We start from the raw sequence: 13860 nt of genomic DNA, 5'->3' as shown, positions 1-13860 counted from the left end.
CCGGCCGGCCTTGGGGCGCCTAGAACCCCCTACCCCTTGACGGCGTCGTAGTTAAAGCTGAAATCCATGCCGCCGATGTGACCGCTGAAGGTGGTGCGACCGCCGGCGAACCAGTCCAGTTCCTTGGGGCTGAGACGCAAGCCGGGGCTGCCGACGCCGGCGATACCATAGTGAATTCCCCCAACCGTAAACTCCGTGATGAGGAATGGGTCTCCGGAGCCGTCCTCCGCGAAAGATCGGCTCTTGGTGGCCGGGTTCCCCTTGGTGACGGAGAGGTCTTCCTTGTCGATGGTGACCCCGAATTCCTCGACGGTCTTTCCGTCCAATTCCATGCTCTTGATTTTGAGGGTGACCAGGCCACCGTCTCCCCAGGTGACTGCGTCGTAGGTGGTGGTCTCGCTCATCTTGGCCGGGACGCCGTCGAGGGTCTGCAGGGTGTAGCCGATCCGCACGTAGGACTTGTACTTCTGGGGGGTGGCGAAAGAGTCCGAGAGTGTGCCCTTGGTGAGCAGTTCCTTGACCTGCTCACCGGTGATGCCCTTGCTGATGATGCTGACCTCGGACTTGGAGATGATCTCCTGGTAGTGGGCCTTCACGTGAGCGTCGACGTCGGCGAAACCGCTGTAGCTGGCCTTGAGGGCGGCGTTGATCTCGGTCTCGGACGAGGTGGAAGTGAAGGTGAAGACGATCATGCGGCCGTAGATGACGCTATTGACCAGCAGCGGTGGGTTATCCGGCCCCATGTACCCGCCGCCGACCAGCTTGTTGAGCTTCTCCTCGGTGAAGTCGTCCTTGAACAGAGCCGCCGGGGTGGACACGTCGCAGAACGCGGTGAACCCCCTCTCGCGCAGGTAGACCAGGACAGTGTTCTTGGTCTCCTTCCGCTTGCCTGAGATGTCCAGAGAGGCAGCGAACCCGCCGTACTTGGCGGAGATTCCCAGTTCCAGAGCGACCTCCGCACTGTCGTACGCCTCCACCCGGCGGAAAACGACGTCCGAGGATCCCGGGGCATCGTCACCGATCACCTTGCCGATCGCCGCTGTCACGTTGGACGCGGACGGCGGGGACGCCGTCTCCTTCCTGCCAGTGAGCCTGTCCACCGTGATGCCCAGGTCCGCACGGTCGCTGTCCTCGATGCCCGCCGGGATCAGGTAGCCGTTCTCGATGGCCGGCTTGGCCTGCACGATCGCCCCGGGGAAGCACATGGACACGTTCGGATCAAACGTGATCGCCTCGTCGGGGTTCTTCGTCAGGGTGTAGGTCTGCTTGGTGCGCTTGACACCCTGGACATGGGTGACCTGTTCGGGGCCCACCTTGCTCTTGGCGTCCGCCTGGTACGGGCTCAGCTCCCGCCACTTCTTCCACCTGGCCAGGGCTGCCGCCATATCCGCCTTGTCCTGAGGGTTTCCTACGCCCACCGGCGCCACGGCTGCCGGCCACGGGCCGTCTCCGGCGAAAGCAGCGATCACGTACTGGTGCGCCCGCAGCTCGGACAGATCCGGCAGTTCAACCTTTTCCAGAGTGGCGGCCTGCACCACCGGCACGGGGCCGCCCCACAACGCCTCCCGCTTTGCCTCGGGCGCGCCCGGCACGCGGTAGACCTCGAAGCGCGCAGCATCCGGCACGTCCCACTCCACCCGGACCCTGCCGTCACCACCCTGCACCGCCCACGCCACAGCCGCCCCCTGCGCTCCGCTTGCTTGCGCCATCGGTTACCTGCCCTTCCGTCATCCGGGTGCCGACGTCCCGTCGTTGCCGGGACCGTCGCATCCTGCCCGGCTCCAGCGGACCTATTACCCGCGTGATCGCGCTCCGTGTATTTCCAGTCACGCTCGGAGACGGATGACTGTTCCACTGATGAAACGCTGTTCGCCCCCATCCAGAGTCTGAGCGTCCCGCAGGGCTACTCCCTTGGAGACAGGGAGGCTTGGTGTGCCGAAGGTCGGCCCCCATCGGTGTCTCCACTTCCGCCGGATGGACCACGACACCGACCGAGGCCGCCAAAGACTCGGCTTCACTACAGCGGCGATCCGCCGTCACACCGTCAAGGGCGATCGGAAGAACGCGCCGAAGAGGAAGCGATACGGTCCGGTCGCTGGAGACACAGAAGCCACGACCCTGACGGCTATCAGCGAGCAATGGCCTCGCTGCGTGGAAGTTCTTGCTCATCGCCCACCACGCGATCCGGAAAATCCGCAGGTCATTCAAGGCCAATTGGCCACGGCCGCGGGGAACCTACAGAACCTGGGCCGGCGCCTATTGATTCCGGGATGTCCCTGCGCACGAAGCATTGGGGGAGCTCCTCGCTGTGCGCCTGCCACAGCGGTCGGTTTTCCGGGCCACGGCGTCATACCGGAGAGGTACGAGGTCCCCTCCGGGGCGACCCCAGACCGACCGCGCGATCGTGCCTGGTGGGCACGGAAGTGGCCGATGACGGCGCATAGCGTTGAGGCAGACCACCGGGAAAGGTATGTGGCCGCGCCATGAAGAGACTGTCCAGCTTCGCCGTCAAAGATTTCCGGGCCCAATTGCGTCAGTTGGTGCTCACTGGGGTCGCCATCGCCGTGGGTGTGGCGTTCCTGGTGCTTTCCGTGGGCGGGAGCGGCGCGCTGGTGCAGTTCTACTCCCAGAGCGCGACCGTGGAGGTCGGCGACGCCGATCTCCAGGCGGTCCCCGACTCCGGGCGTGGCCTGCCCAAGGGAGCGGCGGCGCGGGCCGGCGACGTGGCGTCGGTGACCCGGGTGAGCGAGCGGGTTCTCGGGGCCGGGAAAGTGGCCGGCCCCTCCGGGCACCGTCTCCTGGACGACCGTGCCGTGGTCACCTCGATCGCCGCCGACGCCAAGCTGCGCTGGCAGCGGCTTGACGGCGGCCGCTGGCCCCAGGGCCCGGACGAAGCCGTCCTCGATCGGGGGACCGCGGAGCGTTTGGGTGCCCGGCCCGGGGACACCGTCCGGCTCGTCAAGCCCGACGGCAAGGCAGCGGGCGTCAAGCTGACCGGCCTGCTGGACACCAGCTCTTCGACGACCCTCGGCTCGCAGGCCGCGATCGGTGTGCCGTACGAGGCGATGAAGACGTACGCGACCGGGCTGACCAGCACGCAGCTCGACATCGATATCCGTGAGGGTGCGGACGCCTCCGCCACCGCCAAGGCGGTGAAGAAGGCACTGGACGGCAACGCGTCCGTCGTCACCCACGCCGGGGCGGTCGACAGTGCGAAGAAGGCGGGCGGGACCTTGTACCTGATCGTGCTGTCGGCCGCGCTGTCGTTCGTGATGATCGCGATGGCGGTGGCGCGCATGGTCGTCACCAACACCTTTTCCGTGGTCCTCGCCCAGCGCGCCCGCCAACTGGCCCTGCTGCGCTGCATCGGTGCCGACCGCGACCAGGTGCGCCGGATCATCCGCCGCCAGGGGCTCATGCTCGGCGTTCTCGCTTCGGCCACGGGTCTCGCCGCGGGCGGCGGCGCGTGCGTCCTGGGCACGTGGCTGCTGCGCACCTTCGCGGACCTCGGCCCCGTCAAGATCTCTCTGCTGCCGCACTGGATCGCCTTCGTCCTGGCCGGCCTCTTCGGAGCCCTGCTCACCGTGTGGGCGGTCCGTAAGCCCGCCAAGGCGGCCGCCGCCGTGCCTCCGGTGGCCGCGCTCGCCCAGAGCGGGTCCGCGACGCTTCCCGAGCCGGGGCGCAAGGACGTGCGCCAGATCTTCTCCGTGCTGCTCCTGATCTTCGGCGTCTATATGCTCACGGTCGGTCTGTTCCGCGGTTCCCTGGCGCTGCTCGACGTGACCATCGGTGCCATCTGCAGCTTCTTCGCGGTGCTCAGGTTCGCCCAGCATCTGCTGCCACCTCTGGTCGGACTCCTGGGTTTCCCGGCCCGCCGGTGGCTCGGCACGACCGGCAAGCTGGCTACACAGCAGCTGAGGTCGAACGCGCGCCGCACCAGCGCCGCCGCCTCCGCGATGCTCGTCGGCGTCACCGTCGCCGTCTCGGCGGTCACCGCGATCGGCGCCACCAGCGGCGACATGGAGTCCAAGATGTCGTCGAGGGTGCCTGCCGTGTTCACCCTGAACGCCTCGGACAACAAGGTGCCCGCCGGCGCCGTGGAATCCCTGCGCAGGCAACCGGAGTTGACCCTCACACCGGTCCGTGCCGCACACCTCACCGTCAACGGGCACAAGAGCCTGGTCATCGCCGCCGACCCCGCACAGTTCAACGAGGACGCCAAGGGTGTACCCGAGGCACGCGCGCTGAAAGACGGTCAGGCGCTGACCGACACCGCGCGCGGCTCGGTCACGGTGGCCGGTACCCGCCTGGCAGCCGAGACCGACCACTCCTCCTGGCTGGACACGCTGCTCCCCGGAGCAGATATGTACGTCACCGAGCACACCCTCGACCGGCTCGCCCCGGGCGCGACGACCGTGGCCGCGGTATGCCTGGACCCGGCCGACGGCTCCGACCACGACGCCGCCCGCAAGGCACTAGACCGGGCGCTGTCCGACTATCCGCACATCCAGGTCTCCGACGCCGCGGCGAAACTCAACTCCGTCCGCCAGCTGCTCGACCGGATGCTGCTCGTGATCACCACCCTGCTCGGGTTCTCCATGGCCATCGCCGCCCTGGGCGTGGCCGCCACCCTGATGCTCGCGGTCGAGGAGCGCACCCGCGAGTTCGGCATGCTGCGTGCCATCGGCATGTCGGGCAGGCAACTACGCGAGATGCTCACCCTGGAATCCGTACTGCTCGCGCTGACCGGCGCGGTCGCCGGCACCGTCCTCGGCCTGGTGTACGGAGTACTGGCGGTCCGCTCAATCCTCGGTGGTTCGCCCCTCACCATCCTGGCATCGTCCGACGGCACGGCCCTGACGGTGCTCGGCATCCTCGCGGCCACCGCGCTCACCGGCATCGCGGCCTCGGTCCTGCCCGCCCGCCGGGTGCGCCGTATGGCGGTCGTCGACGCCCTGCACACGAGCGGGTGATACGCCGCTGCGAAGCGCTCATCGCGGGCGCCGGCAGACCTCGTCACTGCGGTACGACGGCACGCCCCTGGTGTCACGCAGCCGGCCCGCCGCGTTGATCTTGTGTGACGCAGGACATGCAACCCGTCGGCGGTCCCGTGTGGTCCCTGAGGCGTGCTGCACTCTTCTTCTCTCCCCGCCGCCACCGGCCTGCCGACGGCCGACACCGTCGACCTGACGGTGGTGGTGCCCGCGTACAACGAGGAGCACCGGCTGCCTCGGACCCTCGATGCGATCTGCCGCTATCTGCGTTCCTCTCCCGGCCGGCACGCCGGCTGGGAGCTGATCGTCGTCGACGACGGTTCCACGGACGCCACCGCGGCCGCGGTCCGTGAGGCGGCGGTGGCCGAGCCGCGGATCCGGCTGGTGGGGGCGCCGCCGGACCCCGGACCGGCCGCCTCGCCCGCGCGCAACCACGGCAAGGGCCACGCGGTGCGCCTGGGGGTGCTCGCCTCGCGGGGCGGCCGGGTGTTGGTGACCGACGCCGATCTGGCCACTCCCATCGAGGAGTTGGCCCTGCTGCATGACCAGCTCGACGCGGGTTACGCCGCCGCGATCGGGTCCCGCGCGCAGGCGGGCGCACGCGTCGAGGTGTGCCAGCATCCGCTGCGGAAGCTGCTCGGCCGGGTGGGAAACCGGGTGATACGGGCGGTCGCCGTGCCCGGTGTCCGTGATACGCAGTGTGGCTTCAAGCTCTTCGACGGCGACCAGGCGCGCGCGGCCTTCGGGCGTTCGCGGGTCGACGGCTGGGGCATCGACATCGAGATTCTGCGGATGTTCCACGAGGCGAAGTGGCCGGTGGCCGAGGTGCCGGTGTGCTGGGCGCACCAGCCGGGGTCCAAGGTGCGCGCGCTGGACTACGCCGGAGTCCTCCTGGAGCTGGTGCGGCTGCGAGCGCGTGGCGCCCTGCGAAGGGTGCGGCCCGCCGACCGGGTGGTGGTGCTCGGCTATCTGCTGGTGTCCGTATGGCTCTTCAAGGGGTTGTGGGCCGACCTCGGCGGAAGCTATCTGACGGACAGCGGGCAGGACCAGAACCAGTGGGAGTGGTTCTTCGCGGTCACCGCGCACCAAGTCTTCGGGCTGCACGACCCGTTCTTCACCACCCTGCAGAACCATCCGCTGGGTGTGAACCTGATGGCGAACACCGCCATGCTCGGGCTGTCCGTCCCGCTCGCGCCCGTCACCGCGCTCTTCGGACCCGGCGTGACCTGGACGCTGGTGCTGACCGGCGGCCTGGCCGCGACGGCGGCCACGTGGTACTGGCTGCTCCTCAAACGATGCGTACGGTCCCGCCGGGCTGCCGCGCTCGGCGGGGCCCTGTGCGCCTTCGCACCGCCGATGATCTCGCACGCCAACGCGCACCCGAACTTCGCTGTGCTGTTCATGATGCCGCTGATCACCGACCGGCTGCTGAGGCTGTGCGAGGCGCGCGGCCGGGACGGTGGCGGCCGGGACGGCGGCGACCAGGACCGGGGCGGCCATGACGAGAGCGGCGGAGCCACGCGCCGCCGTACCGTCCGGGACGGTGTGATCCTCGGCCTCCTCCTGACCTACCAGATCTTCCTCGGTGAGGAGGCGCTGCTGCTGGCAGCCGTCGGCCTGCTGCTCTTCGCGGTGGGCTACGTGGCCGCGCGTCCCGCCGTCGTTCGGACGGTCTGGCGCACCCTTGCCCGTGGCCTGGCCGTCGCCGCGGGTGTCTCCTTGCTGCTGCTCGGCTATCCGCTCGGCCGGCAGTTCTTCGGCGCCCAGAGCTATCGCAGCGTGCTGCACGGACCGTCGGGCAACTCGCCGCGTGCGCTGCTGGAGTTCGCGGGCCGCTCGCTGGCGGGGGACCCGGCCACGGCCGACGCCCTCGCCCTCAACCGCACCGAGCAGAACGCCTTCTTCGGCTGGCCGCTCGCCGCGCTGACCGTCGTGCTGGTGGTGTGGTTGTGGCGGGAGCCCCGGGTCCGCGGGCTGGCGGCGGTCGCCTTCGGGGCGGTGCTGCTGTCCCTGGGCCGCACGATCCCGGTGCCGGGCACGGACGTCACGCTGCCGGGGCCATGGCGGTTGCTCCACGACCTGCCGCTCTTCGAATCGGTCATCGAATCGCGGATGGCGATGGTGGCGGTACCCGCGCTCGGCATCCTCCTGGCCCTCGCCTGCGACCGCTGGGACGCTCAGGCCCGGCGCGCCGGCTCCACCGGGCGGGTGGCCGCCGAGGACCGGGTGCTGAGAGCCGTGGGGTGGGCGGCCGTCACCGCCGCAGTCCTCCCGATCGTGCCCACGCCGCCGACCACCGCCGACCGTACCCCCGTCCCCTCCTTCATCGCCGAGGGCACCTGGCGCGCTTCCGTACCGGCGGGCCGCACGCTCGTCCCCGTGCCGCTGCCCGACCCCGGCAGCGCCGAAGCCCTGCACTGGCAGACCACCGCCGGCCTCGGCTTCCCGCTGCCCGGCGGCTACTTCAACGGACCGTACGGGCCCGAGCGGACCGGCATCTACGGCCCGGTGCCCCGCGCCACCTCCGCCCTCCTGAAGGACGTCAGCCGCACCGGCCGGGTCCCGGACATCGGCCCGGCGCAGCGACGGGCAGCCCGAGAGGACCTGCGCTTCTGGCGGGCGGGAGCGGTCGTGCTCGCTCCGCAACCGGGAGACCAGGCGCTACGTCTCACTGTGCAGCGGCTGATGGGGGCGCCAGGACGGTGGATCGGCGGCGTCTGGGTGTGGCAGGTGCACGGGGACACCGGCGGGGGCTAGGTCCTGTCGTCAAACTCCCGTCGTCTGCCCGAAGGGCAGGCGGGAGTTTGACGACAGGGCCTGGAAAGCGGGCTGAACGCGAGAGTGTGAGCGGCAGGACATGACCGAGATCGGACCGAAGGACCGTATCGAGGCCGAGCGGGCGTACACGGCGTACGTCTCCGCCAGGCTGCCCACCCTCCGCCGCATCGCCCACCTGCTCTGCAAGGACGCCCACCGCGCCGACGACGTCGTGCAGACCACCCTCACCAAGCTGTACGTCCACTGGTGGCGCGCCCGCGCGGCCGACGACCTGAACCGCTATGTGCACACCATGCTCGTCCGGTGCTTCCTCAACGAGCAGCGGCTCGAATGGGCGCGGGTGCGCCTGTCGGGATCCCCGCACGAAACCCCGGGGCTGCCGCCCGCTGCCGACGTGCCGGACATCGAGACGCGCACCGTCGTTTACACGGCGCTGCTGCGCGTCCCGGCCCGGCAGCGCGCCGTGCTCGTGCTGCGCTACTTGTGCGATCTGCCGGTGGCGGAGGTGGCGGGGATCCTGGGCTGTTCGGAGGGAAACGTGAAGAGTCAGTCCGCCCGCGGTCTCACGAGGCTGCGGGCCCAACTCGGCGCTCAACTGCCCGTATACGCGGCGTGATCCACGCCCTGCCCGGCAGCAGCCGCAGCGTGCCGGGAGGGCTGTACCCATCGGAGCTTGTACAGCCCTCCCCTTCTGTGCGGGCCGCGTCAGCCGCGGCCGTCCGACCTCAGCGTCAGTCCTCGCAGGCAAGCGTCAGGCACAGCATCAGCACCTCGTAGGGGACGCTGTCGCTCTGCCCGGTGGGCTTCTCTCCGGAGTCCGCGACGAACCGCCACTGCGACGGCTGGGCGTGCTTGGTCTCTGCCTTCTTCTCCACCTCGACGTGGAGAGTGCGGGCCTGCACGTCGTTCGTCTCGACGAGCACTTCATCGCGGTCGACCGCGAAGTGGTCGTGCAACAGGACCAGACCGAACCGGTCCAGGTTGCCGTGCTTCTCCAGCACGGCCTTGATGTCTTTGGCGAACTCCGCGTCCTGTGGGCCGAGCGGTTCCGCGTCTTCGAAGCGAGGAAGGCTGTGCGATGCGCTGCTGGTCTGCGTAGGCATGACGATCTCCCTTCGACCGCGCTCTGCGGTCTCAAGACACCATAAACACAGGGGGAGTTGGGGCAGAAGGGCTGCCGGTAGGTCCTTGCGCCGGCCGCCGGTGCCGGTGGGGGAGGGCCCGCAGGAGGAAACAAGCCATCCGCGCGGCGGCTCAGCATGATCGCCGCACCCTTGGGCACGGTTGGCCTGTGCGGAGAACAGACGAAACAGACGGTTTCACCATGCTGTCGGCGCAGCTGACCGGTTTCGACGCCGAGTACCTTCGGGCGACGGGGCTCGTCGAGGTCTACCGGGCCGTGGCCGGGGAACAGCTCGGGACGGACCGCTTCGAGCGGCTGCTGTGCGAGCCGGACCGGCCGACGGGGGATCTGGATGGCGACCTGTTGGACGCCGCCCGTGCCGTCACGCACCTGTGGTACACGGGCAGCTGGCCCGGCCCGCCGCCGTTCGTGGTGTCGGCACACGCCTACGCCCAGGGGCTCGCCTGGCGGGCCGCCGGTCTCGCGGCTCCCGCCACCGCGCCCGCCGGGTACGGAAGTTGGGCCGAGCAGCCGACCGGGACGAGGGTCCCGTGAACCGGTACGACGTGATCGTCGTCGGCGCGGGCGTCGCGGGCTCGCTCGTCGCCCATCGGCTGGGCCGGCGCGGTCGCCGGGTCCTGGTCCTGGAAGCCGGTGCGAGCGGCGCCGACCCCGGACAGGGCGAACCCGATCCCCTCACCACCTACCTGACGGCGTCCGCGAAGGTGCCCGGCTCCGCCTACCGGCCCCGGCCCGCCGCCCCCTGGCCCGAGGTGACCGACCTCACCGGCACGGACGACGCCCCCGGCTACCGAGCGTCCGGGCATCTGCTCCAGAACGGCCCGCTGCCGTACGCCAGCGGCTACGTCCGGGTGAACGGCGGCACCGGCAACGTATGGACCGGCCTGGCACCCCGCATGCTGCCGGAGGACTTCGACACCGAGACCTTCGGATACGGCCGGCGCTGGCCGCTCACCTACGACGACCTGGAGCCCTATTACCGCGCGGCCGAAGAGGAGCTGGGCGTGGCGGCCGACGCCGCCGAGCAGCGTGCGCATACGGGGCTGCCGCTGCCGGACGGCTACGTCTTCCCCATGCGGGCGCTCCCCGCCAGCTACCTGGACCGGCACCTCGGGGCGCGCCTCGACGGGCGGCGGGTCAAGGACCCGGTAGCCCTGAACGAGGTCGAGTTACAGGTCGTCGGCACCCCGCACGCACGCAACGGCGTCCCCGACCCCGCCTACGACCACGGCCGCGGCTACGTTCCGCGCGGCGCGCACGGGCAGCCGGATCCGGCCAACCGGTGCCAGGGCAACGCGTCGTGCATCCCGCACTGCCCCGCGTACGCGAAGTACACCCCGCTCAAGACACAAGGGCGGTGGAGCGCCTCGGTCTCGCTGCGGGACCGGGCCGTCGTCAGCCGCGTGCTCGTCGACGGCACAGGCCGGGCCACGGGCGTGGAGTACCGGTCGTACGACGGCACGGTGGGCGTGGCCCGCGCCGATGTCATCGTGCTCGCCGCGCACGCCATCGAGAACGCCCGGCTGCTCCTGCTGTCCCGGCTCGCCCAGCGCAGCGGCCAGGTCGGCCGGAACCTGATGGACCACCCCGTCCTGCTGACCTGGGGCCTGCTGCCGGATGCCGTCGGCCCCTACCGCGGGCCCGGCTCCACCTCCGGCTTCGAGGGCTTCCGCACCGGACCCGCGCGGCGGCTGCGGGCGCCGTTCCGGATCGAGATCGGCAACTGGGGATGGGCCTGGTCCAAGGGTTCCGTGGACGGCGACGTGGCACAACTCCTCACCGAACAGGGGCTGTTCGGCGCCGAACTGCGCCGCGCCGTCGGCGACCGGATCAGCCGCCAGTTCACCCTGCAGTTCGAGATGGAGCAGGGCGCCGACCCCGCCAACCGCGTCACCCTCCACCCCCACGCGCGCGACCCGCTCGGACTGCCCCGGCCCCTGGTCACCTACGACCTCGCGGGCCACGTCAAGGACGGCATGGCCGCCGCCCGCGCGGTCTCCGACCAGATCTTTGCGCTCCTCGGCGCCGAGGACCACACCGACTACACCCCCACGGCTGCCTGGCCCGGCCGCTTCACCCACGGCGGCCGTACCCACGCCTACCGCGGCGCGGGCCACGCCGCCGGCACCCACCTCATGGGCGACTCCCCGGCCACCTCGGTGGTCGACTCATGGCAGCGCTGCTGGGACCACTCCGGCCTGTACGCCGTCGGCTGCGGCAGCATGCCCTCGATCTCCACCGCCAACCCGACCCTGACCATGGCCGCCCTCGCCCTCCGCAGCGCCGAACGCATCGAGGCCGACCTCGTCGCACGCGACCGGCCCGCCGCCCTCACCCCGAGAACCCCAGGAGCGCCCGCATGACTCCGCTGCCCTTGCCGCCGGTACCCGAGCCCTTCCAACTGCCGTTCCACTACGGGGCCTTGCATCACCTCGGCATCGACTGGCTGGTCGCTCCGGGACCGGTCCGTGACCTGCTCGCCAAGCACCACCCCGACCTGTCCGCGGCCGAATTCGACGGGCGGGCGCTGGTGTCGTTCAACTACCAGCTGTACTTCGCGCAGTACCCGTTCGGCGGGGGAGTCACCCAGGAGATCGAGTACAACATCATCGCCTTCCCCACCACCGAGAGCGACCGGATCCCGCAGCTCACCTATGCGCAGTACGCGCAGGGCTGGGACCAGTCGAAGCTGCTCGGCATCGCCCGTATCCACGTCCTGTGCGACAACCCGTACGCCATCAGTGCCGGACGCGCGCTGTACGCGGAACCGAAGTACCCCGGCTGGTTCGAGGTCGGTCTGCCCTCTTTGAACGGCCCGGCGGGCGAGACCTGGACCGTGCACGGCAAAGCAGCCGACACCGGCCCGGACGACACCCTGGAGAAGAGCGAAACCCCGTTGTTCTCCCTCACCGCCGCGCTGGACGACCTGGCCACCGCCCCCGCCAACAACACCCCGATCACGGGCTACGGCACCTGCCCCGACGGTCGCGTACTCGCCGGCCCCATGAACGTCTACCAGCCCTACCGCTGGTACGACCTCAACGCCCCGGACCACGCCGACCGGGTGCGACTGACCGTCCACGCCCCGGACAGCGACCTCGGCCGGGACATCCACGCACTGCTCGCCGACACCCCGGCCGCCGGCGCCTGGACCTACCAGTCACCCCCGGTCGCGGCTCACAACCGCCCGTACTACCTGCCCACCAGCCGCCCGGCCGACCAGGCAGCGTCTGGCTGATGAGGGGGCGTGGCCCTGCGCCCCTGACCCCGGCGGGCGAGTGGACGCGGGCGAACCCCGGTGTGCCACCGACGAAGGTCGTCCTGCTCGTACCGTCGACGTCCCGGTACCCGAAGGCGGCGACCGGGCTGGCCGACGACGGCCGTGACGTCGGCCGACCGCCGTATTCCGCCACGTCGCAAGCCCCGTCAGGCGCGTGCCGAACTCACCCGCGAGCGGATCCTCACCGCCGCTGCTCACGTTTTCGCCGAGTACGGGTACGCCGCCGGCACCACCAACCGCATCGCCGAGCGTGCCCATGTCTCCATCGGCTCGCTGTGCCAGTACTTCCCGAACAAGGACGCCATCCTCGCCGAGCCGGCCGTACAGCACATCGACCGCGGCGTCTGGACGCAGGCCGACCAACTCGACCTGTCTCCGGGGACCCTGGAGACGACGGTGCGGGTACTGGTCCGCGACGCGATCGACAACCACCGCGACGACCCGAAGCTGCTGCGGATCATGACCGAGGAGGCGTCGATCTCGCAGGACGTGCTCGACACCATCGAGCGCCACACAAAAACTCGCGTCGCCCAGGTACGCGACCTCCTCGCCCGCTACCCGGACGTCGGCGTGCGAGCCCTCGACACCGCGGCCGAACTGATCGTGTTCACCGTGGAGATGAACACGCACAAACTCATCGCCGACCCGAGGAACATCCCCGTGGACACCTTCGAGAACGAACTGGTCGACATGGTCACCCGCTACCTGAGGGGCACTCAGTAGCGAGGCGGGAAGGGGGAGTTGGAGTCGGGGCATTCGGCCAGGAGCGCCGCTCGACGGACCGTACCGGTGGCGGCGGCGAGCAGCGGCATCCGGACGGCCGGGCTGGGAATGCGTTCCTGAGCGTGCAGTACTCCCTTGATCACTGTCGGGTTCGGTTCGGCGAACAGGGCAGCGGACAACCGGGCCAGCTCGGCTCCGAGCCTGCGGGCGGGTGCACCGGAGCCGCGACGCCACAGCGAGATCAGTTCGGCGTAGTCGGCGGTGCGCACATTGGCCGATGCGACGATGCCGCCGTGGGCGCCCGCCGCGACGAGCGGTGACAGGACGACGTCGTCGCCGCCGAGCACGGCGAAGCCGGGCGGGGGACTGCCGAGCAACTCCACCGTGGTCGCGTCGATCGCGCCGGTCGCGTGCTTGATCCCGACGACCCCTGGCAGGCGGCCGAGGGCGGCGATCGTGCCGATGCCGAGAGTCTGTCCGGTGCGGTAGGGGATGTCGTACACGATCAGCGGGATGCCGCCGTGTTCGGCCAGCGCGGTGAAATGCGCCAGTGTCCCCGCTTCACCGGGCCGGATGTAGGGCGGCGCGGGAACCAGTGCCGCGGCTACGTCGCCGGTGGCCGCCAGCTCGCGCAGCGACGTGATGGCGGTAGCGGTGTCATTGGTGCCGACCCCGACGATCAGTGGGGCGCCGTGCGCCCGGCAGGCGGCCGAGCAGATGCGCACCACAGTCTGCTTCTCCTCCGCGGTCAACGTGGCTGATTCCGCGGTGGTGCCAAGGGCGACGAGTCCGGAGGCGCCGGCCGACAGCGCCTCGTCGGCGAGTCGGGCCAGCGCATCGGGGGCCAGGCGCAGGTCGTCGGTGAAGGGAGTCACCAAAGGGACGTACAGGCCGTTGAAGGTCGGATTGGGCTTCATGGTCCAACCCTGGCTCACACTGAC

10 protein-coding genes are annotated in these 13860 nt (G+C 70.3%); 7 read left to right on the top strand and 3 right to left on the bottom strand.

The window, feature by feature from the left end:
* Window positions 1-29 precede the first annotated feature (29 nt).
* Entirely contained in the window at window positions 30-1625 is a 1596-nt protein-coding gene (locus STRTU_RS06465; RefSeq protein ID WP_159742659.1) for a thiol-activated cytolysin family protein, read from the bottom strand.
* Window positions 1626-2483: 858 nt separating this feature from the next.
* Here STRTU_RS06465 and STRTU_RS06460 point away from each other — a divergent pair.
* The 3 genes from STRTU_RS06460 to STRTU_RS06450 all read left to right on the top strand — a co-directional run bounded on the left by STRTU_RS06460 (window position 2484) and on the right by STRTU_RS06450 (window position 8388).
* Entirely contained in the window at window positions 2484-4973 is a 2490-nt protein-coding gene (locus STRTU_RS06460; RefSeq protein ID WP_159742658.1) for an FtsX-like permease family protein, read from the top strand.
* Window positions 4974-5126: 153 nt separating this feature from the next.
* Window positions 5127-7751 carry a dolichyl-phosphate beta-glucosyltransferase gene (locus tag STRTU_RS06455; protein ID WP_159742657.1) on the top strand — a complete coding sequence of 875 codons (2625 nt, stop codon included), beginning with the start codon at window positions 5127-5129 and terminating at the stop codon, window positions 7749-7751.
* Window positions 7752-7851: 100 nt separating this feature from the next.
* The gene (locus STRTU_RS06450; RefSeq protein ID WP_159742656.1) at window positions 7852-8388 is read left to right on the top strand and encodes a SigE family RNA polymerase sigma factor; all 537 of its coding nucleotides are present in this window, start codon (window positions 7852-7854) and stop codon (window positions 8386-8388) included.
* 115 nt (window positions 8389-8503) lie between these two features.
* Here the strand turns inward: STRTU_RS06450 and STRTU_RS06445 are convergent, their stop codons facing one another.
* Window positions 8504-8875, bottom strand: a complete 372-nt coding sequence (locus tag STRTU_RS06445; protein WP_159742655.1) for a hypothetical protein — start codon at window positions 8873-8875, stop codon at window positions 8504-8506.
* Between the two features lie 221 nt (window positions 8876-9096).
* Here STRTU_RS06445 and STRTU_RS06440 point away from each other — a divergent pair, with 221 nt between their 5' ends.
* The 4 genes from STRTU_RS06440 (at window position 9097) to STRTU_RS06425 (ending at window position 12919) form a co-directional block, all read left to right on the top strand.
* Window positions 9097-9450 carry a hypothetical protein gene (locus STRTU_RS06440; protein WP_159742654.1) on the top strand — a complete coding sequence of 118 codons (354 nt, stop codon included), beginning with the start codon at window positions 9097-9099 and terminating at the stop codon, window positions 9448-9450.
* Window positions 9447-11279, top strand: a complete 1833-nt coding sequence (locus STRTU_RS06435; protein ID WP_159742653.1) for a GMC oxidoreductase — start codon at window positions 9447-9449, stop codon at window positions 11277-11279. The genes STRTU_RS06440 and STRTU_RS06435 overlap by 4 nt, the downstream gene beginning before the upstream one ends.
* A complete protein-coding gene (locus STRTU_RS06430; RefSeq protein ID WP_159742652.1) occupies window positions 11276-12154 on the top strand; it encodes a hypothetical protein in 879 nt (292 codons plus the stop codon). Before STRTU_RS06435 ends, STRTU_RS06430 begins: the two co-directional genes overlap by 4 nt.
* 144 nt (window positions 12155-12298) lie before the next feature.
* Window positions 12299-12919 carry a TetR/AcrR family transcriptional regulator gene (locus STRTU_RS06425; protein ID WP_159742651.1) on the top strand — a complete coding sequence of 207 codons (621 nt, stop codon included), beginning with the start codon at window positions 12299-12301 and terminating at the stop codon, window positions 12917-12919.
* Here STRTU_RS06425 and STRTU_RS06420 read toward each other — a convergent pair.
* Window positions 12913-13836, bottom strand: a complete 924-nt coding sequence (locus STRTU_RS06420) for a 4-hydroxy-tetrahydrodipicolinate synthase family protein (protein ID WP_159742650.1) — start codon at window positions 13834-13836, stop codon at window positions 12913-12915. The genes STRTU_RS06425 and STRTU_RS06420 overlap by 7 nt on opposite strands.
* Window positions 13837-13860 lie beyond the last annotated feature (24 nt).

Origin of the sequence: Streptomyces tubercidicus, from assembly GCF_027497495.1 — a bacterium.
GTDB classification, from domain to species: Bacteria; Actinomycetota; Actinomycetes; order Streptomycetales; family Streptomycetaceae; genus Streptomyces; species Streptomyces tubercidicus.
The sequence above is the reverse complement of the archived record's forward strand: the minus strand, read 5'-3'. Positions and strand labels throughout refer to the sequence as shown.

What these genes read in the sequence shown, in the direction of transcription:
- STRTU_RS06420 (WP_159742650.1), bottom strand. Translation starts at nt 13,836, where the DNA reads ATGAAGCCCAATCCGACCTTCAACGGCCTGTACGTCCCTTTGGTGACT.
- STRTU_RS06450 (WP_159742656.1), top strand. Translation starts at nt 7,852, where the DNA reads ATGACCGAGATCGGACCGAAGGACCGTATCGAGGCCGAGCGGGCGTAC.
- STRTU_RS06440 (WP_159742654.1), top strand. Translation starts at nt 9,097, where the DNA reads ATGCTGTCGGCGCAGCTGACCGGTTTCGACGCCGAGTACCTTCGGGCG.
- STRTU_RS06430 (WP_159742652.1), top strand. Translation starts at nt 11,276, where the DNA reads ATGACTCCGCTGCCCTTGCCGCCGGTACCCGAGCCCTTCCAACTGCCG.
- STRTU_RS06445 (WP_159742655.1), bottom strand. Translation starts at nt 8,875, where the DNA reads ATGCCTACGCAGACCAGCAGCGCATCGCACAGCCTTCCTCGCTTCGAA.
- STRTU_RS06460 (WP_159742658.1), top strand. Translation starts at nt 2,484, where the DNA reads ATGAAGAGACTGTCCAGCTTCGCCGTCAAAGATTTCCGGGCCCAATTG.